The organism is Mycobacterium sp. E183, assembly GCF_001667735.1.
GTDB lineage: Bacteria > Actinomycetota > Actinomycetes > Mycobacteriales > Mycobacteriaceae > Mycobacterium.
The window spans coordinates 17,568-43,620 of record NZ_LZJN01000105.1 but is presented as its reverse complement, the minus strand read 5'-3'; the positions used below and the strand labels follow the sequence as shown (position 1 = coordinate 43,620).

The following is a 26,053-nucleotide window of genomic DNA, read 5'->3' as shown; positions in this document are numbered from 1 at the left end:
GCTCAGCGGGCCAGGGTGACCAGGCCGAGCTCGGCGCTGGAAGCGAGCATCGGGTGGTGGGGCAGCACGCGGACCGTGTACCCGACCGCCCCCGCCAGCGGTAGCGACAGCGTCGTCGAGAACACCTGGTTGCCGCCTTCGGCGGTCCCGGTGTACGACATCTCGACCGTGACCGGATCCAGCAGCGCGTCGCTGGCGTCCACCCTGCCCACCACCCCTTGAACGGTGACCTCGTCGGGCGCGAGGCCGTCCAGGGCCACGGTGGCGGTCAGCGTCAGCTTGGCGCCGAGCACCGGCGTGTCCGGCAGCCCGGTGCTGTCGACATCGGTGATGGTGATCTTCGGCCACGCCTCTTCGGCGCGCCGCCGGTAACCGGCCACCTCGCGCGCGGCGCCGAACTCACCGCCGTCCTCGCCGTCCTCGGCGGGCCCGACGGTCCTGCGCAGCGACTGCGACGCGTGCGTGTAATACCGCTCGACGTAGTCACGCACCATGCGCGAGGCCAGCACCTTGGGGCCGAGCGTCTGCAACGTGTGCCGCACCATCTCGATCCACCGTGGTGGCACCCCGTGCTCGTCGCGCTCGTAGAACTTGGGCGCGACGGCCTGCTCGAGCAGGTCGTAGAGCGCGCTGGCCTCCAGGTCGTCGCGGCGGGCCTCGTCGGCCACACCGTCGGCGGACGGTATCTCCCAACCGTTTTCGCCGTCGTAGCATTCGTCCCACCAGCCATCGCGGATGGACAGGTTCAGGCCGCCGTTGAGCGCGCTCTTCATCCCGGACGTGCCGCACGCCTCCAGCGGCCGCAGCGGGTTGTTCAGCCAGACGTCGCATCCCCAGTACAAGTGCCGGGCCATGGACATGTCGTAGTCGGGCAGGAACGCGATGCGGTGGCGCACCTCCGGGCGGTCGGCGAAGCGAACCACCTGTTGGATCAACGCCTTGCCGCCGTCGTCGGCGGGGTGCGACTTACCGGCGACGATGAGCTGGATGGGCCGGTCCTCGTCGAGCAGCAGGCGTTCGAGCCGCTCCGGATCGCGCAGCATCAGCGTCAGCCGCTTGTAGGTCGGCACCCGTCGGGCGAACCCGATGGTGAGCACATCGGGGTCGAATGCCGTTGCAATCCAACCCAATTCGGCGTCCGATGCGCCACGTTCGAGCCAGGACTTGCGCAGCCGCCGCCGGACGTCCTCGACCAGCAACGACCGCAATTGCGAGCGGATCCACCAGAGGTGGCCCGCATCAACCTGATTCAGCCGCAGCCAGACGCCCGGATCGCCGAACGAATCGGAACCGGCCAGCTCACGCCCCAGCTGCAGCCATTGCGGCGCCGCCCAGGTGCGCGCGTGCACCCCGTTGGTGATGGACCCGATCGGCACCTCGTCCGAGTCGAACCCGGGCCACAGCTCGTTGAACATGGCGCGGCTGACCTCACCGTGCAGCAACGAGACGCCGTTGGCCCGTTGCGCCAGCCGCAAACCCATGTGCGCCATGTTGAATTTGGTCGGGTCGTCCTCGGCGCCGAGCGCGAGGATGCGGGCAGTCGGCACGCCCGGCAACAACGCGGGGGCGTTCTTGCCACCGGCTTTCTCGGTCCTCTTCCCGGGGTCCTCCTCGACATGCCCGTCGAAGTAGAGCCGCACCATGTCGATCGGGAACCGGTCGATGCCCGCGGGAACCGGGGTGTGGGTGGTGAACACCGTGCTGGACCGCACGACGGCCAGCGCGGTGTCGAAGTCGAGTCCGGCATCGGTCATCAACTCGCGGATGCGTTCGGCGCCCAGGAACCCGGCGTGCCCCTCGTTCATGTGGAACACCTCGGGCGCCGGCAGGCCTTCGATGGCGGTGAACGCGCGGATCGCCCGCACGCCCCCGATGCCGGCCAGCAGCTCCTGGCGCATCCGATGTTCCTGGTCGCCGCCGTAGAGCCGGTCGGTGATGCCGCGCAGGTCGTGCTCGTTCTCGGGGACGTCGGAGTCCAGAAGGAGCAGCGGAACCCGCCCCACCTGCGCGACCCAGATCCGCGCGTGCAGCTGGGCGGAGTCGGGAAGCGTCAGCTCGACCAGGACGGGATCCCCGGTGGAATCGGTGAGGAGCCGCAACGGCAACCCCTGCGGATCGAGCGACGGGTAGGTCTCGTTCTGCCAGCCGTCCGCGGTCAGCGACTGGCGGAAATACCCCGACCGGTAGTACAGGCCGACCGCCACCAGCGGCACCCCCAAGTCGGAGGCCGACTTCAGGTGGTCCCCGGCGAGGATGCCCAGACCGCCCGAGTAGTTCGGCAGCACCTCCGCGACGCCGAACTCCATCGAGAAATAGGCGATGGCCGTCGGCATCGCCACGCCGTCGGCTTGTCGCTGCTGGTACCACAGCGGCCGGGACAGGTAATCGTTCAGGTCGGCGGCCAGCTCGTCGAGCCGGCCGAGGAAGTTTTCGTCCAGCGCCAGCTCGTCGAGCCGTGCCGGATTCACCGCGCCCAGCAACGCCACTGGGTCAGACCCGCACCGCTCCCACAGGTCCGTGTCCACGGTCGCGAACAGCTCCTGGGTCGGCTTGTCCCACGACCATCGCAAGTTGGTCGACAACTGGTCCAGCGCGGCCAGCCGTTCGGGGAGGTGAGCACGGACGGTAAAGCGGCGGAGGGCTTTCACGCATCCTTACCTTACTGAGGATTTCGCGCCGCGCACGTGGGCGGTAGACGGCTTTTCCCGCCGGGGGTGTGACCGGACACTAGGGTGGGTATCGGTTAGTTATTGGGGCCGCAACGGCGCTTCCCCGCAGAGGAAGTTCCCCACGACAGGAAATTTCGCCAGACGAGAGGCATTCCGCGACGAAGCACACGCGGTTTGCCCGCACACAATCGGAACCAGCCGACGACGACGCGGTCCGAGTCCGAGGGAGCGGACCGAGATGAAGTCGGCTAGTCGGAACTCTGCCGGCGACTCCGCGGCCCGAGAGATCGGGCCGGGGAGGAACGGGCAAATCGGAACGGAGTGTTGTGCCTGGTCGTGTCGAGATCGATAACGTCCAACCCGTCGTCTCATGCGGCGCGTACCCCGCCAAGGCCGTGGTCGGTGAGATCGTCCCGGTCAGCGCGGCGGTGTGGCGGGAGGGCCACGAGGCCGTCGCCGCGACGCTGGTCGTGCGCTACCTGGGGCCGCGCTATCCGCAAGTAACCGAAACGCGCCGAATCAAAGCGGTTCAAGCCCCCGTCAAGGCCGCGCCCGAAGTCGACGGCATTGTGGACCAGCAACGAGTCAAGCCGCTGCTGCTGCCGATGACGTTGGGCCTCGAGCCGTACGTCTTCCACGGGCAATTCATGCCCGACCGGGTCGGCCTGTGGACCTTCCGCGTGGACGGCTGGGGCGACCCGATCCACTCCTGGCGGCATGGCCTGGTCGCGAAGCTCGAGGCCGGCCAGGGCGAGACGGAACTGTCCAACGACCTCCTGGTCGGGGCCGGGCTGTTCGAGCGCGCGGCCACGGGGGTACCGCGCACGAAGCGTGAGCCGCTGCTGGCGGCCGCGGCGGCATTGCGCGCTCCCGGTGACCCCGTCACCCGGACCGCGTTGGCCCTGGCGCCCGAAATCGACGAGATCCTGGCCGAGTACCCCTTGCGCGATCTCGTCACCCGCGGCGAGCAGTACGGAGTGTGGGTGGACCGGCCGATGGCCCGCTTCGGTTCCTGGTACGAGATGTTCCCCCGCTCGACCGGCGGTTGGGACGCCGACGGCAAGCCCGTACACGGCACGTTCGCCACGGCGGCCGCCCAGCTTCCGCGGATCGCGGCGATGGGGTTCGACGTCGTTTACCTGCCGCCGATCCACCCCATCGGCAAGGTACATCGCAAGGGGCGCAACAACTCTCCGACCGCCGCCCCTTCAGATGTGGGTTCGCCGTGGGCGATCGGCAGTGACGAGGGCGGCCACGACGCCATCCATCCGCAACTGGGCACCCTCGAGGACTTCGACGCCTTCGTCGCCGCGGCGCGCGAACTCGGCATGGAGGTGGCGTTGGACCTGGCGCTGCAGTGCGCGCCGGACCACCCCTGGGCGCGCGACCACCGCGAGTGGTTCACCGAATTGCCCGACGGCACGATCGCCTACGCGGAAAACCCGCCGAAGAAGTATCAGGACATTTATCCACTGAACTTCGACAACGACCCGGCGGGCCTCTACGACGAGGTGCTGCGTGTCGTGCGGCACTGGATGGACCACGGCGTCAAGTTCTTTCGGGTGGACAATCCGCACACGAAGCCGCCGAACTTCTGGGCGTGGCTGATCGCCCAGGCGAAGGGCATCGACCCCGACGTGCTCTTCCTCTCGGAGGCGTTCACGCCGCCGGCCCGCCAGTACGGTCTGGCCAAGCTCGGGTTCACCCAGTCCTACAGCTACTTCACGTGGCGCACATCCAAGCAGGAGCTCACCGAGTTCGGCGAAGCGATCGCCGCCGCGGCGGACTTCCGGCGGCCGAACCTGTTCGTCAACACGCCCGACATCCTGCATGCGAGCCTGCAGCACAACGGCCCCGGCATGTTCGCGATCCGCGCGGTGCTGGCGGCGACGATGGGTCCGGCGTGGGGCGTGTATTCCGGATACGAGCTGTTCGAACACCGCGCGGTGCGGGAGGGCAGCGAGGAGTACCTGGACTCGGAGAAATACGAACTGCGGCCCCGCGATTTCGCGGGTGCGCTGGCCGAGGGACGCTCGCTGGAGCCGTTCATCACCCTGCTCAACTCGATTCGCCGGCTGCATCCGGCGCTGCAGCAGCTGCGCACCATTCATTTCCACGCGGTGGACAACGACGCATTGCTGGCCTACAGCAAGTTCGACCCGGCGACCGGCGACTGCGTGTTGGTGGTGGTGACGCTCAACGCGTTCGGGGCCGAAGAGGCCACGCTGTTTTTGGACATGGCGGCTTTGGGTATGGAGCCCTACGAACGATTTTGGGTGCGCGACGAAATCACCGGCCAAGAATTCCAATGGGGGCAAGCAAACTACGTTCGCATCGACCCTGCGCGAGCGGTCGCGCATGTGATCAACATGCCACTCATCCCGCAGGACGCGCGAATGAAGCTGCTCCGCAGGCCACCTAACGGACCGGAGGGATTGTGAGATGAGCCAAGCCGACCAACTGGCCAGGACGCACCTGGCCCCCGACCCGGCCGACCTGGGCCGCCTCCTGGCCGGCACGCAGCACAACCCGCACGGCATTCTGGGCGCCCACGAGTATGCCGACCACACCGTCATCCGGGCGTTCCGGCCGCATGCGGCCGAGGTGGTCGCACTCGTCGGAGACGACCGGTTTCCGTTGGAGCACATCGAATCCGGGTTGTTCGCCACGGTGCTGCCGTTCACCGGCCTGATCGACTACCGGCTGCAGATCAAATACGAGGGCGCCGACCCTTACACGGTCGCCGACGCGTACCGCTTCCTGCCCACGCTGGGCGAGGTCGACCTCTTCCTGTTCGGCGAGGGTCGACACGAGCGGCTCTGGGAAGTCCTTGGGGCGCATCCCCGCTCGTTCACCACGGCAGACGGCGTGGTCAACGGCGTGTCGTTCGCGGTGTGGGCGCCCAATGCCAAGGGCGTCAGCCTGATCGGCGAGTTCAACGGCTGGACCGGCAGCGACGCTCCGATGCGGTCGCTGGGCTCGTCGGGAGTGTGGGAGCTGTTCTGGCCCGACTTCCCCCCCGACGGTCTGTACAAGTTTCGCGTGCACGGCGCCGACGGGGTCGTGACCGAGCGGGCCGACCCGATGGCCTTCGCCACCGAGGTTCCGCCGCACACCGCCTCCCGTGTCACGCGCAGCAAGTACACCTGGCAGGACGCCGAGTGGATGGAACAGCGCGCCCAACGCAATCCGGTGTTCGAGCCGATGAGCACCTATGAGGTGCACCTCGGTTCGTGGCGCCCCGGCCTCGGCTACCGGCAGCTCGCCGAGGAGCTGACCAACTACGTGGTGGAGCACGGCTTCACCCATGTGGAGCTGCTTCCCGTCGCCGAGCATCCCTTCGCCGGATCCTGGGGCTACCAGGTCACGTCCTACTACGCGCCGACGTCCCGTTTCGGCACGCCCGACGAATTCCGGGCACTGGTCGACGCGCTGCACCACGCCGGCATCGGCGTGATCGTGGACTGGGTGCCTGCGCACTTCCCGAAGGACGCGTGGGCGCTGGGACGGTTCGACGGCACCCCGCTCTACGAGCACGCCGACCCCAAGCGTGGCGAGCAACTTGACTGGGGCACATACGTCTTCGACTTCGGACGCGCCGAGGTGCGCAACTTCCTGGTGGCGAACGCTCTGTACTGGCTCGAGGAGTACCACGTCGACGGCCTGCGGGTGGACGCGGTGGCTTCCATGCTGTACCTGGACTATTCACGCCCCGAGGGCGGCTGGACGCCCAACATCTACGGCGGGCGGGAGAACCTCGAGGCCGTTCAGTTCCTGCAGGAGATGAACGCCACGGTGCACAAGAGCGCGCCCGGCATCGTCACCATCGCCGAGGAGTCGACGTCGTGGCCCGGCGTCACGCGCCCGACAAACCTTGGCGGCCTGGGCTTTTCGATGAAGTGGAACATGGGCTGGATGCACGACACGCTCGACTACATCAGCCGCGACCCGATTTATCGCAACTACCACCACCACGAGATGACGTTCTCGATGCTGTACGCGTTCAGCGAGAACTACGTGCTGCCGATCAGCCACGACGAGGTCGTGCACGGCAAGGGCACCCTGTGGGGCCGGATGCCGGGCAACAACCACGTCAAGGCCGCCGGGCTGCGCAGCCTGCTCGCCTATCAGTGGGCGCATCCCGGCAAGCAATTGCTGTTCATGGGACAGGAATTCGGCCAGCGCGCCGAATGGTCCGAGGAGCGCGGTCTGGACTGGTGGCAGCTCGACGAGCAGGGCTTCTCGAACGGCGTCGCGCGTCTGGTGCGTGACATCAACGCCATCTACCGCAGCCACCCGGCGCTGTGGAGCCAGGACACCATCCCCGACGGATACTCCTGGATCGACGCCAACGACTCGGCCAACAACGTGCTCAGCTTCCTGCGTTATGGCAGCGACGGATCCGTCATGGCGTGCATCTTCAACTTCGCGGGCAATGAGCACAGCGGCTACCGGCTCGGGCTGCCGTCCGCAGGGCGCTGGCGCGAGGTGCTCAACACCGACGCCACCGACTACAACGGGACGGGCATCGGCAACATGGGCGGGGTGGATGCCACCGAGGACCCGTGGCACGGGCGTCCCGCCTCCGCGGTGCTGGTGCTGCCGCCCAACTCGGCCCTGTGGCTCGAGCCCGAGTAGACCGGGGCCGCTCAGCACGAGCCGCTTTCGCCGCAACCACCCGACGGCCGCGGCCGGCGACCTCAGTAGAGCGCGTTGGCGAGGTTCCGCCGCCCGGCGACGACCTCGGGATCGGCGGGATCGAAGAGCTCGAACAGCTCGATCAGCCGGGTGCGCACCCGAGTGCGCTCGTCCCCGGATGTGCTGCGCACCAGAGCAATCAGGCGCTCGAACGCCGCGCTCGCGTCCTGGTTGAGGATTTGGACATCGGCAGCCGCGAAGGCCGCTTCGATGTCGGCCGGTGCCGCATCGGCCGCGGCCACCGCGTCCGGTGAATGCGCGGTCGCGCGCATCAGGAAGTCGATCTGCCGGATCGCGCCCTTGGCCTCGGCGCTGCCCGGATTGGCGTCCAAAATTGCTTGATACGCCGCTCGGGCGCCCTCGAAATTGCCGGCCTCCAGTTGCTCGCGGGCGGCCGCCAACTCGGGGTCGACTTCGTCGGCAGCGGCGGAACCGCCTGGGCCCCTGAGCTTCCCGGCCGTCGCCGAAAGGATCTGGTCCAGCCAGCCGCGCAATTGATCCGGCGGCTGCATGCCCTGGAAGCTCGAGATCGGCTGCCCGGCGGCCAAAGCCACGACGGTAGGCACCGCGTCGACACCGAATATCTGGGCAACCCTGGGCGCCACGTCGACGTTGACCGTCGCCAGCGACCACTGTCCGTTGTCCTGGGCGGCCATGCCGGACAGCGTGTCCAGCAGCTGGACGCACGCGTCGCTGCGCGGGGACCACAGCAGCACCACGACGGGCACTTCCTCGGACCGCAGCAGGACCTCGGCCTCGAAATTGGCCTCGGTGATCGCGGTGCCTCCGGGGCCGCCCTCGGCGGCCGGCGTTGCGCCGCCGCCGGTCCCGCCGCCGGGCGGTTGCTGCTGGGCCCGCTGCTTGAGGCCGGATAGGTCGACAGCGCCGGCCATCGCGGGGCCGATCGAGGGTCGCGGACGCGTCACACCGTCAAGTTTGTCATGCGCATCGGTGCCCCATCCACCCGGTCGCGCGGACGCGTGGGCCCGGTGCCGCGGCCCGAAAATCGCGCCCGGAGACGGCCGCGGGGGACGATATGACGAAGATCACAAAACTTCCCACGCGCGTCGGTCCAGCAACGTCGCCGAGGGCGTCGGCGCGCTCCGGCTTCTCGGCCCGCTTACTTTGCCCGCAGGATCAGTGCGTCACCCTGCCCGCCCGCGCCGCACAGGGCCGCGACGCCGTAGCCGGAGCCGCGGCGGGCCAGTTCCAGGGCGGCATGCAGCGTGATCCGCGCGCCCGACATCCCGATGGGGTGCCCCACGGCGATCGCGCCGCCGTTGACGTTCACGATCTCGGGATCCACGCCGAGTTCGCGGGTCGAGGCCAGCGCGACGGCGGAGAACGCCTCGTTGATCTCGACCACGTCGAGCTGGTCGGCGGTGATGCCCTCGCGGCTGAGCGCCTTCTTGATCGCGTTGGCCGGCTGCGATTGCAAGGTGGAGTCCGGCCCGGCGACGACGCCGTGTGCACCGATCTCGACCAGCCAGGTCAGCCCCAGTTCCTCCGCCTTGGCCTTGTTCATCACCACCACGGCCGCGGCCCCGTCGGAGATCTGCGACGCGGACCCGGCGGTGATGGTGCCGTCCTTGCGAAAGGCCGGTTTGAGGCCGGCCAGCGACTCGGCGGTGGTGTTGGCGCGAATCCCCTCGTCCTCGGTGAACTGCAGCGGATCACCCTTGCGCTGCGGGATGTTGACGGGAACGACCTCGTCGGCGAAGACGCCGTCCTTCCACGCCGCCGCCGCCTTCTGATGCGACCGAGCAGCGAACTCGTCCTGCTCGGCGCGGGTGAACTTGTCGACGTCGTTGCGCTGCTCGGTGAGCGCGCCCATCGGCTGGTCGGTGAAGACGTCGTGCAGGCCGTCGTAGGCCATGTGGTCGAGGACGGTGACGTCGCCGTACTTGTAGCCCGCCCGGCTGTCCATCAGCAAATGCGGCGCCTTGGTCATCGACTCCTGCCCACCGGCCACCACGACGTCGAACTCACCGGCTCGAATCAGCTGGTCAGCCAGCGCGATGGCATCGATGCCGGACAGGCACATCTTGTTGATGGTCAGCGCCGGGACGTCCCAGCCGATGCCGGCCGCTACGGCCGCCTGCCGCGCGGGCATCTGGCCGGCGCCGGCCGTCAGCACCTGGCCCATGATCACGTACTCGACAGCCGACGCGGGCACGTTGGCCTTCTCCAGCGCGCCGGCGATCGCGATGGCACCCAGATCGCTGGCCGAAAAATCCTTCAGCGAACCCATCAATTTGCCGATCGGCGTGCGCGCTCCAGCAACGATCACCGACGTCGTCATAACAACCTCCCAAAGGTCCGTGGACGGCCGATCCGGCCTCCCGGAGAAGCGCAGTCTTTGCCGCCAGGTTACCTTTATGTGATGACGACCGATCAAGTTGACGCCCGTCAGGTCCTGGCCACCGAGCTGGTGACGGCGATCGATCACGTCGGCATCGCAGTCGCCGACTTGGACGCGGCAATCGCGTGGTACCGCGACCACCTCGGCATGATCCTGGTGCACGAGGAAGTCAACGAGGACCAGGGAATCCGCGAAGCCATGCTGGCCGTGCGCGGCGCGCCCACCGGTACGGCGCAGATCCAGCTGATGGCCCCGATCGACGACTCCTCGACCATCGCCAAGTTCCTCGACAAGCGCGGGCCCGGCATCCAGCAGATGGCGGTTCGGGTGAGCGACCTCGACAGCGTGATCGAGCACCTGCGCTCGCAGGGCATCCGGCTCGTCTACGAGGCCCCGCGCCGCGGCACGGCAAACTCGCGGATCAACTTCATCCACCCCAAGGACGCCGGCGGCGTCCTCATCGAGCTGGTCGAACCGGCCGCCTGATCAAGACCACTTCCGGGTTGGGCCCCGCGTGGCGCGGTGGCTCCAGCACGGGGTGTGCCAATGCCGCCGATCTTCGACGAGTCCTGGGCCTCCACCGAGGGTCGGATCGGTTGGCCACACCACCAGATGTGCGGTGCCGACCCGAATTTCGTGATCGCAGCCCGGGCAACGGTAGGTCTTGACCGCACGGGCGGCCGCGACCGGACGGACTTCGTACTCGTGGCCGTCGGGCCCGACCTCCACCCGGCGGGCAGGCGGGGGCGGCGATGACTGCCACCGCTGACGTGGCGGTGTGCGGCGCCGGGCCATGCCGCCAGCCTAGCCGGGAGGCTCAGAACAGCCGGTATTCGTCGCTGTCCATCCCGCGCATCTTGTCGTAATCCAGTGTGACACAACGGATCCCACGGTCGATGGCCAGTGTGCGCGCCTGTGGCTTGATCTGCTGGGCCGCGAACACGCCCTTCACCGGCGCGAGCACGCTGTCGCGGTTGAGCAGCTCGAGGTATCTGGTGAGCTGTTCGACCCCGTCGATCTCGCCGCGCCGCTTGATCTCCACCGCCACCGAACCGCCCTGTTCGTCACGGCAGAGCAGGTCGACGGGCCCGATGGCGGTCATGTATTCGCGACGAACCAGCGTGTACCCCTCGCCGAGCAGGTGCACATGCTCGGCGAGCAACGCCTGCAGATGGGCTTCGACCCCATCCTTGACCAGCCCGGGATCGACGCCCAGGTCGTGGCTGGAGTCGTGCTCGACATCCTCGACGGTGATCCGCAGCTGTTCGCCGGCCTTGTTCTGCACCACCCACACGGGGGCCTGCTCACCCGGCTCCTCGGTCAGCCAGCACGGCGGGCTCATCCAGTTCAGCGGTTTGTAGGCGCGGTCATCGGCATGCACGCTGACCGATCCGTCGGCCTTGAACAGCAGCAGCCTGCGGGCCGAGGGAAGATGCGCGGTGAGCCGGCCGACGTAGTCCACAGTGCACTGGGCGATCACTAGACGCACCCGACTCACCTTAGAGCGTGGCCGACAAATTAGGCTGGCGCCACCATGTCGGCCACGCAGAGCTTGGCGAAACGCATCGGGCGGGTGCTCGAGACGGTCACGCGTCAGAGCGGCCGGCTACCGGAGACCCCGGCGTACGGCTCCCTGCTGTTGGGGCGGGTGTCAGAAAGCCAGGCACGTCGCCGCGTCCGCATCCAGGTCATCCTGACTGTACTGGTGCTGGGCGCCAACCTGATCGGCATCGGCGTCGCCCTGCTCCTGGTGACCGTCGCCATCCCGCAACCGAGTGTGTTTGACGCGCCATGGTGGATAACCTTCGCGGCATCACCGGCCTACATCGCGCTGGCGCTGGCGGTGGGCACCTACTGGATCACCCGCAGGACCGTCGTATCGCTCCGCTGGGCGATCGAGGAGCGCGCGCCGAACCGGGAAGACGAACGAAACACGTTCCTGGCCCCATGGCGAATCGCCCGCTTCGATCTCATCCTGTGGGGTGTCGGGGCGGTGGTGCTGACCACGCTCTATGGCCTAGTCAACACGCTCTTCATCCCGCGCTTCCTCATCGCGGTGGGCATCTGCGGGATCTTGGTGGCCACCGGCAGTTATCTGCTGGCAGAGTTCGCGCTGCGCCCGGCGGCGGCTCAGGCGCTCGAAGCGGGGCCACCACCGCGTCGATTCGCCTCGGGGATCATGGGCCGGACCATGGTGGTCTGGTTCCTCGGCTCGGGCCTGCCCGTTCTCGGCATCGGCTTCCTGGCGGGCTTTCAAGCCTTGATGCGCAATCTGACCGAAACGCAATTCGCCGTCGGTGTGCTGATCGTCTCGATCGCCACGCTCATCTTCGGTTGCCTGTTGATGTGGATTCTGGCCTGGCTCACCGCAACTCCGGTGCGCGTGGTCCGCGCGGCGTTGCGCCGGGTTGAGCGCGGCGATCTGCGGGGCGACCTCGTCGTTTTCGACGGCACCGAACTCGGTGAGCTGCAACGCGGTTTCAACGCGATGGTGGACGGGCTGCGCGAACGCGAACGGGTTCGCGACCTGTTCGGCCGGCACGTCGGACGCGAGGTCGCCCTGGCCGCCGAACGCGAGCGACCGAAGCTGGGCGGCGAAGAACGCCATGTAGCAGTCGTATTCATCGACATCGTCGGTTCCACCCAACTGGTGACCAGCCGGCCTCCGGCGGAAGTCGTTTCGGTGCTCAATCAATTCTTCGGCATCGTTGTCGAGGAAGTGGATCGACACTGCGGTCTGGTCAACAAGTTCGAGGGGGACGCGACCCTGGCCATCTTCGGGGCCCCGAACCATCTGGACCGCCCGGAAGACCAGGCGCTGGCCGCGGCGCGCGCCATCGCCGAGCGGCTCGTCGACGAAATGCCGCAGTGCCAAGCCGGTATCGGCGTGGCGGCCGGGCAGGTGGTGGCCGGCAACGTCGGCGCCCGGGAACGCTTCGAGTACACCGTGATCGGCGGTCCGGTCAACGAGGCGGCCCGCCTCTGCGAACTCGCCAAGTCGTACCCGGGTCGACTGCTGGCGACGGCCGATGCCCTCGAAGGCGCGAGCGAGAACGAGCGCGGCCGTTGGACTTTGGGCGAGACCGTGACTCTTCGCGGGTATGAGCAGCCCACCCGGCTCGCCACGCCCGCCGACCCGCCGGCCTGATGGATTGATTTCCGACCCGAGTGGGTAAGGGGACTAAGGACATCGCCCCTTTCAGAGATTGGTGTTGACATGGCTAGTGGAACTGCGCGGCGTGCTTCCCTCGCCGCGGGGATCGCCGTGGCGATCGCCTTGAGTTCGTTGACCGCGGGCTGCGGCTCGGGCAAAGACAACAAGAACCCGACGACTTCGACCTCGACCGTCACCACCTCCGTCACCACGCCCGCCAGCGTCACCACGACGGCACCGGCGGCGACGACTCCGGCCGGCCCGGGCGGCGGTCCCGAGACCGGACCCGGGGGCGCCACGACGGCCGGCCCGGGTGGCTCGGGCGCCGGCGCGGGCCCAGGCGGCGCGAGCGCGGGTGTGCCGGGCGCCGGTGCGTCCGCCGGACCCGGCGGCGCGGGGGCCTGCGCCGGCGGCGTCTGCGTCGGGACCCCTCCCGGCCCCTAGCCGCCTGCCGGGTGCATCAGTCAGCGGCCGCCAAGGCCGCAACGAGGTGGTTGTTGGTGCGGGGGTCGCCCTCCCGCACCAACAACGCCACCAGGCATGAGCCGGCCACCAGCAGCCCGCCGACGAAACCGACCGTCGCCGGCCAGCCGCCGACCGCGTACACGACGCCGCCGATCGCACCGGCCACTGACCCGCCCAAGTAGTAGCTGAACAAATACAGCGCCGACGCCTCCGCGCGGTCGCGCCGTGCCACCGCGCCCACCCAGCCGCTGGCCACGGTGTGCGCGGCGAAGAAACCACCCGTGAAGACGCCGACCCCCACCACGATCGCGGGCAGGGCGTGCGGCACGGTCAGCAGCAGGCCCGTCACCGTGACCGGCAGGGCGGCCCGCAGCACGAGTGGGCGTCCCCTGCGGTCGGCGAGCCGCCCGGCCGCCACCGACGTCCAGGTGCCGACCAGGTACAGCAGGAACAGCAGGCCGACCGCTGACGGCGCCAGGCCGAACGGCCGCCCGGTCAATCGGTAGCCAAGGTAGTTGTACACGGTCACGAATCCACCCATCAACACGAACCCCACCGCGAACAGCTTCAGCAGCAACGGGTTTCGCAGATGCGCGGCGAGGTTCCGGATGCTGGCCCGCACGCTCGTCTCCTTCGGGTCGAAGAACTGAGACCGCGGCACCAGGGCGGCGAAGACCACCGTGCCGGCCAGTGTCGTCAGGGAGCACACCAGCAGCGCGACCCGCCAATCGCTCGCCTCGATGACCAACGAGGGGACGAGGCGTCCGGCCAGCCCGCCGACCGTCGTTCCGGCGATGTAGCGGCCCATCGCCGACCCGAGCGACGAGGCGTGCACCTCCTCGGCGAGGAACGCCATCGCGACGGCGGGTATCCCGGCCAGCGCGGCGCCCTGCGCGGCGCGGCCGACGAGCAGCACGCCGAGCGTCGGACTGAACGGCAGCAGGAGCCCGATCACGCTGGACGCCACCCCCGAGGTCAACATCACGGTGATGCGGCCGTAGCGCTCGGACAGGACGCTGGCGGGAATGATGCAGACGGCCAGCATCCCCGTGGTCAGCGAGACCGTGAGCGCCGCCGCGGCCGGACCGATCCGATACGACGCCGAAAGCGCCGGCAGCAGCGCCTGGGTGCAGTACATCGCGGCGAAGCTGGCCAGACCGGCACCGCAGAGCGCCGCGGTCAGCCGCCGGTACCCGCGGGTTCCGGCTCGGTGCGCTACGGCGGTGGAGGGGCCTTGGGGCATGCCCTCAATCCTGCGCGCCGACGCAAAGCGAAGGAAATGAATTATTCGCAGGTTTAATATGCTCGAAAGACATAAGTTGAGGATGGTGTGCGTGGCGGGCGACGACTACGAGTGGTTCGTCACACTTGCGGAGCTGGAACACGTCACGGCGGCCGCCGAACAGCTTCGCGTGGCCCAGCCGACGCTCACGCGGATGCTCGCGCGTCTGGAACGGCGGCTGGGCGTGGCGCTGTTCGATCGTCGCGGCAAACGCCTGTCCCTCAACACGTATGGCCGGATCTTCTACGAGCATGCCCGGCGCGCGCAGCTGGAGCTCGACTCGGCCAGGCGCGCGATTGACGACCTGGCCAACCCGGCCGTCAGCGAGATCCGGGTGGGCTTCCTCGGCTCGTTCGGGGCGACGGTGGTGCCGCGCCTGATCGCCCGGTTCAAGGAATCCTCACCCCGCGTGGCCTTCGCGCTCGAGGAGGGCGCCGCCGAATCGATCGGCGAGCTGGTGCTGGCCGGGCGCGTCGACGTCGGGGTGGTGTCCCCGCGGCCACGGCGGCCAACTCTCGCCTGGCGCAGCCTGTTTCGGCAGCGGCTCGGTGTCGCCGTGCCACGTGGTCACCGATTCGAGGGCGATGCCGCGGTGTCCATGACCGATCTCGCGGACGAGCCCGTCGTGGCCATGCACCCCGGGTTCGGCATGCGACGGCTGCTCGACGAGCTCTGCGCCGCGGCACAATTCCAGCCGCGGATCGTGCTGGAGGCGGCGAACCTCACCACGACCGCGGGCCTGGTGGCCGCCGGGCTGGGTGTCGGCCTGATGCCCATCGACGGCAGCGAATCCGCGGCGGCGTTGAGCGTGCTGCCACTGGCCGACGCCGACGCGTACCGCGACGTGGGGATGATCTGGGACTCGGGCCGGCCGCTGTCCCGCCCGGCCCGCGACTTCATCGCCGCCGCCGCGGCCGTGCGGCACGACGGCCCGTAGGTGGGCTCCCACTGCCATGTCGCTTTTCCGCCAGTTTTGTCACCGGGCGGGTGTAAGTCTTAGAAGCGTGCACGACGACTTCGAACGCTGCTACCGCGCCGTCCAGTCCAAGGACGCCCGGTTCGACGGCTGGTTCGTCACGGCGGTGTTGACCACCCGCATCTATTGCCGGCCCAGCTGCCCGGTGCGGCCGCCGTTCGCCCGCAACGTGCGCTTCTACCCGACCGCGGCCGCCGCCCAGCGGGCCGGATTCCGGGCGTGTAAGCGGTGCCGGCCCGACGCTTCGCCCGGGTCACCGGAATGGAATGTCCGGGGCGACGTCGTCGCCCGGACGATGCGTCTCATCGCCGACGGCACCGTGGACCGCGAAGGCGTCGGCGGCCTGGCGGCGCACCTCGGCTACACCACCCGCCAGCTGGAGAGGCTGTTGCAGGCCGAGGTCGGCGCCGGCCCGCTCGCGCTGGCCCGCGCCCAGCGGGCACAGACGGCCCGGCTGCTTGTCGAGACCACGGACCTGCCATTCGGCGACATCGCGTTCGCGTCGGGGTTCTCCAGCATCCGGCAGTTCAACGACACGGTGCGCTCTGTCTTCGAGAGCACCCCGAGGGAGCTGCGTCGGCGGGCGGCGGGGCGGGCCGGGACCGGCACCGCTTCGCCGGGGGCCGTGTGCCTGCGACTGCCGGTCCGCACCCCGTTCGCCTACGAGGGCGTCTTCGGCCACCTGGCCGCCGGCACCGTGCCCGGTTGTGAGGAGATCCGCGGCGGCGCGTATCGACGGAGCCTGCGTCTCCCGTTCGGCAGCGCCGTCACCACCCTGACACCGGCCGTCGATCACGTCCGCTGCGTGCTGGTGCTCGATGACTTTCGCGACCTGACGACGGCGATCGCCCGCTGCAGGCGACTGCTGGATCTCGACGCCGATCCCGAGGCGGTGGACGACGCGCTGTCCGGCGACCCGCACCTGCGTCCGGTCGTGGGAAAGGCCCCCGGACAACGCATTCCACGCACCGTGGACGAGGCCGAGCTCGCCGTGCGCGCAGTCCTGGGCCAGCAGGTGTCGACCAAGGCGGCCAGAACCCACGCCGGCCGCCTGGTCGCGGCCTACGGCCGGCCGATCGCCGACCCCGACGGCGGGCTGACCCACACCTTCCCGTCCGTGGAGCAACTCGCGGAGATCGACCCCATCCACTTGGCGGTCCCCAAGACCCGGCGACGGACCCTGAGCGCATTGGTCGCCGCCCTCACCGACGGCAGTATCGTCCTCGACAGCGGCAGCGACTGGGAGGCCGCCCGCAGACAATTGCTGGAGGTGCCCGGAGTCGGCCCATGGACCGCGGAGGTGATCGCGATGCGTGGGCTCGGTGACCCGGATGCCTTCCCCGCCACCGACCTTGGGCTTCGGATGGCCGCCAGGCAATTGGGCTTACCGACCGACGAACGGGCCCTGATCGGGCACGGCGCCCGGTGGCGCCCCTGGCGCTCCTACGCCACCCAGTACCTCTGGACCACCCTCGAGCATCCGGTTAACCAATGGCCACCACAGGAGCCCCAGAAGGAGACAGCATGATCGAGTACCGCACCATCGACAGCCCGATCGGGCCGCTGACCCTCGCCGGTCAGGACTCGGTTCTGACGATGCTTCGGATGGTCGACCAGACTTACGAGCCCAGCCGAACCGGCTGGGCACCGAACGCCACGGCGTTCAACGAGGCCACCGACCAACTGAACGCATATTTCGCCGGCGAACTCACCGAGTTCGATTTCGACTTCGAGTTGCGCGGCTCCGAATTCCAGCGGCGCGTGTGGAAGGCCCTTCAGACAATTCCTTACGGCGAAACCAGGTCCTACGGAGAGATCGCGGAACAGATCGGCGCCCCGGGCTCCGCGCGCGCCGTGGGATTGGCGAACGGCCACAATCCCATCGCGATCGTCGTCCCTTGTCACCGTGTCATCGGCGCCAATGGGAGCCTGACCGGCTACGGCGGCGGGCTCGACCGCAAGCGAACGCTGCTCGCATTGGAGAAGAAACGCGCGTCGGTGAATGCGGCCTTGACATTGTTCGACTAGGAATGCGCCGTACCGAGAAATGCAAAAACACCCCCGTTGCCGGGGGTGTTTTTGTGTATGTTCGGCGGTGTCCTACTTTTCCACCCGGAGGGGCAGTATCATCGGCGCTGACAGGCTTAGCTTCCGGGTTCGGAATGGGACCGGGCGTTTCCCTGTCGCTGTGGCCGCCGTAACTCTATTTAAATTTGGTTTCGGTGGGGGGTGTGGTGTTCAGAGCGCCCGACGACAATAGCCGCTGGGACTGAACTAGTGGTTGCGATTGTGTGTTGGTAAGTTTTCGGCCGGTTAGTGCCAGTTCCCTGCACTCATTACTGAGCTTCCAGGTCTGGCCTATCGATCCCGTGGTCTGCGGGGGGCCTTATCCCTCTAAAAGGGTGAGAAACCTGATCTTGGAGAAGGTTTCCCGCTTAGATGCTTTCAGCGGTTATCCTGTCCGAACGTGGCTATCCAGCGGTGCCCCTGGTGGGACAACTGGTATACCAGAGGTTCGTCCGTCCCGGTCCTCTCGTACTAGGGACAGGTTTCCTCAAGTTTCTGACGCGCGCGGCGGATAGAGACCGAACTGTCTCACGACGTTCTAAACCCAGCTCGCGTGCCGCTTTAATGGGCGAACAGCCCAACCCTTGGGACCTGCTCCAGCCCCAGGATGCGACGAGCCGACATCGAGGTGCCAAACCATCCCGTCGATATGGACTCTTGGGGAAGATCAGCCTGTTATCCCCGGGGTACCTTTTATCCGTTGAGCGACACCCCTTCCACTCGGGGGTGCCGGATCACTAGTCCCGACTTTCGTCCCTGCTTGACTTGTAAGTCTCGCAGTCAAGCTCCCTTGTGCACTTACACTCAACACCTGATTGCCGTCCAGGTTGAGGGAACCTTTGGGCGCCTCCGTTACATTTTAGGAGGCAACCGCCCCAGTTAAACTACCCGCCAGGCACTGTCCGTGAACCCGATAAGGGTTCGACGTTAGGTGTCCAATACGATCAGAGTGGTATTTCAACAACGACTCCACAATTACTGGCGTAACTGCTTCAAAGTCTCCCACCTATCCTACACAAACCGTACCGAACACCAATACCAAGTTGTAGTGAAGGTCCCGGGGTCTTTTCGTCCTGCCGCGCGTAACGAGCATCTTTACTCGTAGTGCAATTTCGCCGAGTCTATGGTTGAGACAGTTGGGAAGTCGTTACGCCATTCGTGCAGGTCGGAACTTACCCGACAAGGAATTTCGCTACCTTAGGATGGTTATAGTTACCACCGCCGTTTACTGGGGCTTAAATTCTCCGCTTCACCTTACGGTTAACGGGTCCTCTTAACCTTCCAGCACCGGGCAGGCGTCAGTCCGTATACATCGTCTTGCGACTTCGCACGGACCTGTGTTTTTAGTAAACAGTCGCTACCCACTGGTTTCTGCGGCCGAATCCCGCTCCCACCGCAAGGGTGTTCACGGTATTCCGGCCCCCCTTCTCCCGAAGTTACGGGGGCATTTTGCCGAGTTCCTTAACCATAGTTATCTCGTACGCCTTGGTATGCTCTACCTGACCACCTGTGTCGGTTTGGGGTACGGGCCGTGTGTGTGCTCGCTAGAGGCTTTTCTTGGCAGCAGAGGATCACCGAATTCACCTCAACCGGCTATGCATCACCTCTCAGGATTAATGAGCGACGGATTTGCCTATCGCTCTCCCTACAGGCTTGCCCCAGTATTACCACTGACTGGTACGGCTACCTTCCTGCGTCACCCCATTGCTTGACTACTACCAGCGAAGGTCCCACGCAGCCGGCGATCCTCGCACCCCGAAGGGATTGATAGACCACCATTTGGGTGGTTAGTACCGCTGATTCGTCAGGGACGCCCACACACGGGTACGGGAATATCAACCCGTTGTCCATCGACTACGCCTGTCGGCCTCGCCTTAGGTCCCGACTCACCCTGGGCGGACTGGCCTGGCCCAGGAACCCTTGGTCTTACGGCGGGCAAGGTTCTCACTTGCCTTATCGCTACTCATGCCTGCATTCTCACTCCCCCAAACTCCACCACACGGTTACCCGGTGGCTTCGCTGCATGGGGGACGCTCCCCTACCCAACCTTGCGGTTGCCGCGGCTTCGGCGGTGTGCTTGAGCCCCGCTACATTATCGGCGCACAATCACTTGACCAGTGAGCTATTACGCACTCTTTCAAGGGTGGCTGCTTCTAAGCCAACCTCCTGGTTGTCTCTGCGACTGCACATCCTTTTCCACTTAGCACACGCTTAGGGGCCTTAGCCGGCGATCTGGGCTGTTTCCCTCTCGACGTACGGAGCTTATCCCCCGCCGTCTCACTGCCACGCTATACACCACGGCATTCGGAGTTTGGCTGACGTCAGTAACCTAGTAGGGCCCATCGGCCATCCAGTAGCTCTACCTCCGTGGTGAAACACGTAACGCTGCACCTAAATGCATTTCGGGGAGAACCAGCTATCACGGAGTTTGATTGGCCTTTCACCCCTACCCACAGCTCATCCCCTCAGTCTTCAACCTAAGTGGGTTCGGGCCTCCACGCGGTCTTACCCGCGCTTCACCCTGGCCATGGGTAGATCACTCCGCTTCGGGTCCAGAACACGCCACTACACCCCAAAGGGGATGCGCCCTATTCAGACTCGCTTTCGCTGCGGCTACCCCGCACGGGTTAACCTCGCGACGTGTCCCTGACTCGCAGGCTCATTCTTCAAAAGGCACGCCATCACCCCACAAGGAGGCTCTGACGGATTGTAGGCACACGGTTTCAGGTACTCTTTCACTCCCCTCCCGGGGTACTTTTCACCATTCCCTCACGGTACTAATCCGCTATCGGTCATCAAGAAGTATTTAGGCTTACCGGGTGGTCCCGGCAGATTCACAGCAGATTCCACGGGCCCGCTGCTACTCGGGTGTTGATATAAGGCAGGTGCCGGGTTTTCGCGTACCGGGCTTTCACCGTCTACGGCGGGCCGTCCCAGGCCACTTCCGCTAACCACGACACTTTCTGACTACCCCTCAGCCAGGTAGAGCTGAGACATATCAATCCCACAACCCCGCACACACAACCCCTACCCGGTTATCCATGCATGCGGTTTAGCCTGTTCCGCGTTCGCTCGCCACTACTGACGGAATCACAATTGTTTTCTTCTCCTACGGGTACTGAGATGTTTCACTTCCCCGCGTTACCTCCCGCACCCTATATATTCAGATACGGGTAACACGACATGACTCGTGCTGGGTTTCCCCATTCGGAAATCCTCGGATCAATGCTCGGTTGACAGCTCCCCGAGGCATATCGCAGCCTCCCACGTCCTTCATCGGCTCTCGATGCCAAGGCATCCACCATGCGCCCTTAGACACTTACTTACACACAAGAGTTTTAAAAGAAATTACACATTTTGACGAACACGCCACCGTTGCCGGCAACGCATCCGTCTAGATGCTCGCAACCACTATCCAATACTCAAACACCACACCCCACCACCAAGATGGAGGGACACCACACGGACTGGCCGAGTGTTGTCTCAGGGCCCAATAGTGTGTCTGGCAATCATTTGCTGTTGTGCACCCGGCCCCCGCCCACTACAGGCGGGAACCCCTCACGGCTCGCACCCCACCAATTGGAGTGCTTTTCGTGGTGCTCCTTAGAAAGGAGGTGATCCAGCCGCACCTTCCGGTACGGCTACCTTGTTACGACTTCGTCCCAATCGCCGATCCCACCTTCGACAGCTCCCTCCCAAGGGTTAGGCCACTGGCTTCGGGTGTTACCGACTTTCATGACGTGACGGGCGGTGTGTACAAGGCCCGGGAACGTATTCACCGCAGCGTTGCTGATCTGCGATTACTAGCGACTCCGACTTCACGGGGTCGAGTTGCAGACCCCGATCCGAACTGAGACCGGCTTTAAAAGGATTCGCTTAACCTTGCGGCATCGCAGCCCTTTGTACCGGCCATTGTAGCATGTGTGAAGCCCTGGACATAAGGGGCATGATGACTTGACGTCATCCCCACCTTCCTCCGAGTTGACCCCGGCAGTCTCTCACGAGTCCCCGGCATTACCCGCTGGCAACATGAGACAAGGGTTGCGCTCGTTGCGGGACTTAACCCAACATCTCACGACACGAGCTGACGACAGCCATGCACCACCTGCACACAGGCCACAAGGGAACGCCTATCTCTAGACGCGTCCTGTGCATGTCAAACCCAGGTAAGGTTCTTCGCGTTGCATCGAATTAATCCACATGCTCCGCCGCTTGTGCGGGCCCCCGTCAATTCCTTTGAGTTTTAGCCTTGCGGCCGTACTCCCCAGGCGGGGTACTTAATGCGTTAGCTACGGCACGGATCCCAAGGAAGGAAACCCACACCTAGTACCCACCGTTTACGGCGTGGACTACCAGGGTATCTAATCCTGTTCGCTCCCCACGCTTTCGCTCCTCAGCGTCAGTTACTGCCCAGAGACCCGCCTTCGCCACCGGTGTTCCTCCTGATATCTGCGCATTCCACCGCTACACCAGGAATTCCAGTCTCCCCTGCAGTACTCTAGTCTGCCCGTATCGCCCGCACGCTCACAGTTAAGCCGTGAGATTTCACGAACAACGCGACAAACCACCTACGAGCTCTTTACGCCCAGTAATTCCGGACAACGCTCGCACCCTACGTATTACCGCGGCTGCTGGCACGTAGTTGGCCGGTGCTTCTTCTCCACCTACCGTCAACTCACAAAGTGAGCCTTCGTCGATGGTGAAAGAGGTTTACAACCCGAAGGCCGTCATCCCCCACGCGGCGTCGCTGCATCAGGCTTGCGCCCATTGTGCAATATTCCCCACTGCTGCCTCCCGTAGGAGTCTGGGCCGTATCTCAGTCCCAGTGTGGCCGGACACCCTCTCAGGCCGGCTACCCGTCGTCGCCTTGGTAGGCCATCACCCCACCAACAAGCTGATAGGCCGCGGGCCCATCCCACACCGCAAAAGCTTTCCACCACAAGGCATGCGCCAAGTGGTCCTATCCGGTATTAGACCCAGTTTCCCAGGCTTATCCCGAAGTGCAGGGCAGATTGCCCACGTGTTACTCACCCGTTCGCCACTCGAGTACCTCCGAAGAGGCCTTTCCGTTCGACTTGCATGTGTTAAGCACGCCGCCAGCGTTCGTCCTGAGCCAGGATCAAACTCTCCAAACAAAATCTCCTCGCAGAACGAGGTGAATTTCAAATCAGAGAAAATCTGACCTAACAAAAAGACACCAAATAACTGGCATCAAAAATTGCCATACCCACACACGGGGAGTGCTAGGTATGGCCAAAAAAACAACAACAAATAAAAAGACCAAACACACTATTGAGTTCTCAAACAACACTTGTTTCGCCCGTTTTGGGGCAACCCTGCCAGCTTAATACAAGTCCGGCAGTGGAGTCAACTCCCAGTTTTGGTCTTCGGAAGACCGTTTCGGGAGCAGCCGTGCCAGGCTAGTACCAATCCAGCGAGGGAGTCAAGCGCCCGGGGTGTCGGTCGCCTGGTGTGGCGACCGCCCCTGCGGGGCACTGACTTTGGTTACTCTACCCGCTCGATCTCCGCTCCCAAAATCGCCAGGTTTTCGACGAACAACGGGTAGCCGCGATCGATGTGGAAGACGTCGTGAACCTCGGTGTCACCGTCGGCGACGAGCCCCGCCAACACCAGGCCGGCGCCGGCGCGGATATCGGAACACCACACCGGGGCGCTGGACAATTGCGGCAGGCCCCGCACGACCGCGTGGTGGCCGTCCGTGCGCGCGTCGGCACCCAGCCGGATCATTTCTTCGACGAAACGGAAACGCGCCTCGAAGACGTTTTCCGTGATCATCGACGTCCCGTCGGCGATCGACGCCAGCGCGATCGCCATCGGCTGCAGGTCGGTGGGAAATCCGGGGAACGGCAGGGTCGCGACGTTGACGGCCTTGGGCCGCTCGTACTGGGTGATCCGAAAGCTGTTGTCCGTTTGGGTGACCGTCGCGCCGGCGTCGTGCAGCTTGTGCAGCACCACCTGAAGGTGGGCCGGGTCGACGCCCGTCACCGAGATGTCGCCCCTGGTCATGGCGGCGGCGATACCCCAGGTGGCGGCGACGATGCGGTCCCCGATCACGCGATGCTCGGTGGGGTGTAGCCGCGGGACGCCGGTGATGGTCATCGTCGGCGAACCGGCACCTTCGACCTGCGCGCCCATCTGATTCAACATCGTGCACAGGTCCACGACGTCGGGTTCGCGCGCGGCGTTGTGAATCGTCGTGACGCCCTCGGCCAGCACGGCGGCCATCAGGATGTTTTCGGTGGCGCCCACCGACGGGAACTCGAGCTGGATCTCCGCACCGCGCAACGTGTCGGCCTGGGCGACGACGCAGCCGTGCTCGATGTTGCATTGGGCGCCCAGCTGGCGCAGCCCCGCCTGATGCATGTCCAGCGGCCTGGACCCGATCGCGTCACCACCCGGCAGCGCGACCCGGGCCCGCTTGCAGCGGCCGACCAGCGGCCCGAGCACGCAGACCGACGCCCGGAACTGTCGCACCGCGGCAAAGTCCGCGTCGTACTTCGGCTCGTCGGGTGAGGTGATCCGGGCGACGTCGCCGTCGAGCTCGACGGTGGCGCCCAGGCCGCGCAACACCTCGGCCATCAACGGCACATCGAGGATGTCGGGGCAGTTGGTGATGGTGCTGGTGCCTTCGGCCAACAGCGCCGCAGCCATCAGCTTGAGCACGCTGTTCTTGGCGCCCCCCACTGCGACTTCGCCGGACAACCGGTTGCCGCCGGTCACCACGAATCGCTCTGCCACCCGCGTCAGTCTAGTGAAGCGGTATCGGGTTGTCAGTCAGCCCGCGTGACGATGATGCGCTCCGCGCGGCGGAGCGAGGTGGGGGCACCCCTAGCCGCGAAGCGGCGAGGGGCGAGTCAAGGCGTGAGCCGAGCCACGGCGCCGCCGCGCACCGCAGTACCGTCTTGCTCATGGCGATACACCTGACCCGCATCTATACCCGGACCGGTGACGACGGCACGACGGGGTTGAGCGACTTTTCGCGGGTCTCCAAGAACGATCCCCGCCTGGTCGCCTACGCGGATTGTGACGAGGCGAACTCGGCGATCGGGGTGGCGATCGCCCTGGGTGAGCCCGACGAGGAAATCGCAGGCGTGCTGCGGCAGATCCAGAACGACCTGTTCGACGCCGGCGCGGACCTGTCGACGCCGGTGGTGCAGAACCCCGAGCATCCCCCGCTTCGGGTCACCCAGCCCTACATCGACCGGCTCGAGGGCTGGTGTGACAAATATAACGAGAAGCTGCCGGCGCTGAATTCCTTTGTGCTGCCTGGTGGTTCGCCGCTTTCGGCGCTGCTGCACGTCGCCCGCACGATCGTCCGTCGCGCGGAACGGTCGGCGTGGGCGGCCATCGACGCCGCGCCGCAGCAGGTCAACGTCCTGCCGGCGAAGTACCTGAACCGCCTTTCGGATCTACTTTTCATCCTGGCGCGCGCGGCGAACCCCGACGGCGACGTGCTCTGGAAACCCGGTGGCGGCGCGCCCAGCGCGAGTTAGCTTGGCGCCAAGCCCTAGACGCTGCGACGACGGGCGCGCGGCGAGGGGCGGGACTCCAGCCACGACAGGAACGCCGTCAAAGCGCCCTTGTCCAGGGCGATCTCGTAGCCGGTCCTGCGGTCCTGCGTCGTGTCACGCAGCTCCACCACGACGATCTCGTCGGTCATGATGTCGAACTCGTCCCCGCGCGGTGCGCGCCGCGCCACGATCTCCACTCCCCTGCGGCTGAGCCGCCGGTCCGGCCACAGCCGCAGGCTGGAGAGCCGGTAGAACGCGGCCTCACCGCCGCGGTAACGAATCACGCCGTGCCGCCAGCCGTGGCCCCCGACCGCGGGAATGTCGCGCATGATCCCCGCGGTGCCGCCCTGGCGCAGCTTCCACAACCGATAGCTCAGCGCGACAACCGCGCCCGCCAGGACGACAACGAGCACGACCATGCCGACCATGGGCGCGCTCATCGTCTTGTCCGAGGCGGCTAGTCGATCGCGCCGACGGCGCGCAACCTGCCGCGCCCCCGCGCCGCGATCCGGGGGTCGTCGGACTCCGAATCCTCCCTGGCGGCGCTTTCGTCGATCTCGGACTCGAACGCGGCGGACTCGGCCAACACGGTCACCGTCTCCTCGGTGACCGACAGGAACCCGCCTTCGATGGCGACCCGCAGATCGTCTTCGCCTTCGCGCTCGACGCGTACCATCGCGTCGTCGACCAACTGGGCGACGACCGGGATGTGCCGGGGCAGGATGCCGATCTCGCCGACGGTGGTGCGGGTGAACAAGAACGTTGCCTCACCCGACCAGATCTTGCGGTCGACGGCGACTATCTCGACGTTCAATTCGGCCATGCCACAGAGCCTTTCAGAGCCTTAG

Annotated in this window: 18 protein-coding genes and 3 rRNA genes; 9 read left to right on the top strand and 12 right to left on the bottom strand. The window is 66.0% G+C overall.

Going from position 1 to position 26,053, the window contains the following annotated elements:
* Positions 1-2 precede the first annotated feature (2 nt).
* Positions 3-2,648, bottom strand: coding sequence for an alpha-glucan family phosphorylase (gene glgP / locus A5691_RS10475; protein WP_068018419.1), 2,646 nt, complete (start codon positions 2,646-2,648; stop codon positions 3-5).
* Between the two features lie 347 nt (positions 2,649-2,995).
* Here glgP and A5691_RS10470 point away from each other — a divergent pair, with 347 nt between their 5' ends.
* Entirely contained in the window at positions 2,996-5,110 is a 2,115-nt protein-coding gene (locus A5691_RS10470) for an alpha-1,4-glucan--maltose-1-phosphate maltosyltransferase (RefSeq protein ID WP_068018424.1), read from the top strand.
* A gap of 1 nt (position 5,111) precedes the next feature.
* Positions 5,112-7,307: a 1,4-alpha-glucan branching protein GlgB gene (gene glgB / locus A5691_RS10465; protein WP_067887650.1), complete on the top strand. Its 2,196-nt coding sequence runs from the start codon at positions 5,112-5,114 to the stop codon at positions 7,305-7,307.
* 62 nt (positions 7,308-7,369) lie between these two features.
* On the opposite strand, the gene A5691_RS10460 is transcribed toward glgB, so the two are convergent.
* Both A5691_RS10460 and A5691_RS10455 read right to left on the bottom strand, forming a co-directional pair.
* Entirely contained in the window at positions 7,370-8,293 is a 924-nt protein-coding gene (locus A5691_RS10460; protein WP_068018426.1) for a tetratricopeptide repeat protein, read from the bottom strand.
* Between the two features lie 194 nt (positions 8,294-8,487).
* Complete coding sequence (locus A5691_RS10455; RefSeq protein ID WP_068018428.1) at positions 8,488-9,669, bottom strand: acetyl-CoA C-acetyltransferase; 1,182 nt, start codon at positions 9,667-9,669, stop codon at positions 8,488-8,490.
* A 78-nt stretch (positions 9,670-9,747) separates the two neighbouring features.
* On the opposite strand from A5691_RS10455, the gene mce reads away from it, so the two are divergent.
* The gene (gene mce / locus A5691_RS10450) at positions 9,748-10,215 is read left to right on the top strand and encodes a methylmalonyl-CoA epimerase (RefSeq protein WP_197499003.1); all 468 of its coding nucleotides are present in this window, start codon (positions 9,748-9,750) and stop codon (positions 10,213-10,215) included.
* On the opposite strand, the gene A5691_RS27255 is transcribed toward mce, so the two are convergent.
* Together A5691_RS27255 and nucS are read right to left on the bottom strand one after the other, a co-directional pair.
* Positions 10,216-10,524 carry a hypothetical protein gene (locus A5691_RS27255; protein ID WP_082950235.1) on the bottom strand — a complete coding sequence of 103 codons (309 nt, stop codon included), beginning with the start codon at positions 10,522-10,524 and terminating at the stop codon, positions 10,216-10,218.
* Between the two features lie 22 nt (positions 10,525-10,546).
* Entirely contained in the window at positions 10,547-11,218 is a 672-nt protein-coding gene (gene nucS, locus A5691_RS10445; RefSeq protein WP_067887645.1) for an endonuclease NucS, read from the bottom strand.
* 45 nt (positions 11,219-11,263) lie between these two features.
* Here nucS and A5691_RS10440 point away from each other — a divergent pair, with 45 nt between their 5' ends.
* Positions 11,264-12,877: an adenylate/guanylate cyclase domain-containing protein gene (locus A5691_RS10440; protein ID WP_067781101.1), complete on the top strand. Its 1,614-nt coding sequence runs from the start codon at positions 11,264-11,266 to the stop codon at positions 12,875-12,877.
* Between the two features lie 69 nt (positions 12,878-12,946).
* The gene (locus A5691_RS10435; protein WP_156675700.1) at positions 12,947-13,327 is read left to right on the top strand and encodes a hypothetical protein; all 381 of its coding nucleotides are present in this window, start codon (positions 12,947-12,949) and stop codon (positions 13,325-13,327) included.
* Positions 13,328-13,343: 16 nt separating this feature from the next.
* Here A5691_RS10435 and A5691_RS10430 read toward each other — a convergent pair whose 3' ends face one another.
* Entirely contained in the window at positions 13,344-14,591 is a 1,248-nt protein-coding gene (locus A5691_RS10430; protein ID WP_068018435.1) for an MFS transporter, read from the bottom strand.
* Between the two features lie 91 nt (positions 14,592-14,682).
* Here A5691_RS10430 and A5691_RS10425 point away from each other — a divergent pair, with 91 nt between their 5' ends.
* The 3 genes from A5691_RS10425 (at position 14,683) to A5691_RS10415 (ending at position 17,634) form a co-directional block, all read left to right on the top strand.
* The gene (locus A5691_RS10425; protein WP_197694450.1) at positions 14,683-15,567 is read left to right on the top strand and encodes a LysR family transcriptional regulator; all 885 of its coding nucleotides are present in this window, start codon (positions 14,683-14,685) and stop codon (positions 15,565-15,567) included.
* A 67-nt stretch (positions 15,568-15,634) separates the two neighbouring features.
* A complete protein-coding gene (locus A5691_RS10420) occupies positions 15,635-17,134 on the top strand; it encodes a DNA-3-methyladenine glycosylase 2 family protein (protein ID WP_068018443.1) in 1,500 nt (499 codons plus the stop codon).
* On the top strand, positions 17,131-17,634 hold the full coding sequence (locus tag A5691_RS10415; RefSeq protein ID WP_067747740.1) for a methylated-DNA--[protein]-cysteine S-methyltransferase: 504 nt from the start codon (positions 17,131-17,133) through the stop codon (positions 17,632-17,634). The genes A5691_RS10420 and A5691_RS10415 overlap by 4 nt, the downstream gene beginning before the upstream one ends.
* 59 nt (positions 17,635-17,693) lie before the next feature.
* Here the strand turns inward: A5691_RS10415 and rrf are convergent.
* The 4 genes from rrf to murA all read right to left on the bottom strand — a co-directional run bounded on the left by rrf (position 17,694) and on the right by murA (position 24,432).
* Positions 17,694-17,806: ribosomal RNA gene (gene rrf, locus A5691_RS10410) — 5S ribosomal RNA — on the bottom strand.
* Positions 17,807-17,899: 93 nt separating this feature from the next.
* Positions 17,900-20,998 (bottom strand): 23S ribosomal RNA (locus A5691_RS10405).
* Positions 20,999-21,280: 282 nt separating this feature from the next.
* Positions 21,281-22,808 (bottom strand): 16S ribosomal RNA (locus A5691_RS10400).
* Together the 16S, 23S and 5S rRNA genes form the textbook arrangement of a ribosomal RNA operon.
* Positions 22,809-23,178: 370 nt before the next feature.
* Positions 23,179-24,432: a UDP-N-acetylglucosamine 1-carboxyvinyltransferase gene (gene murA, locus A5691_RS10395; RefSeq protein WP_067281208.1), complete on the bottom strand. Its 1,254-nt coding sequence runs from the start codon at positions 24,430-24,432 to the stop codon at positions 23,179-23,181.
* A 170-nt stretch (positions 24,433-24,602) separates the two neighbouring features.
* Between murA and A5691_RS10390 the strand changes: the two genes are divergently transcribed.
* A complete protein-coding gene (locus tag A5691_RS10390) occupies positions 24,603-25,187 on the top strand; it encodes a cob(I)yrinic acid a,c-diamide adenosyltransferase (protein WP_067781110.1) in 585 nt (194 codons plus the stop codon).
* A 14-nt stretch (positions 25,188-25,201) separates the two neighbouring features.
* Here the strand turns inward: A5691_RS10390 and A5691_RS10385 are convergent, their stop codons facing one another.
* Together A5691_RS10385 and A5691_RS10380 are read right to left on the bottom strand one after the other, a co-directional pair.
* Positions 25,202-25,645, bottom strand: coding sequence for a DUF2550 domain-containing protein (locus A5691_RS10385; RefSeq protein WP_067747734.1), 444 nt, complete (start codon positions 25,643-25,645; stop codon positions 25,202-25,204).
* Between the two features lie 17 nt (positions 25,646-25,662).
* Positions 25,663-26,028: a F0F1 ATP synthase subunit epsilon gene (locus tag A5691_RS10380; RefSeq protein WP_067747732.1), complete on the bottom strand. Its 366-nt coding sequence runs from the start codon at positions 26,026-26,028 to the stop codon at positions 25,663-25,665.
* Positions 26,029-26,053 lie beyond the last annotated feature (25 nt).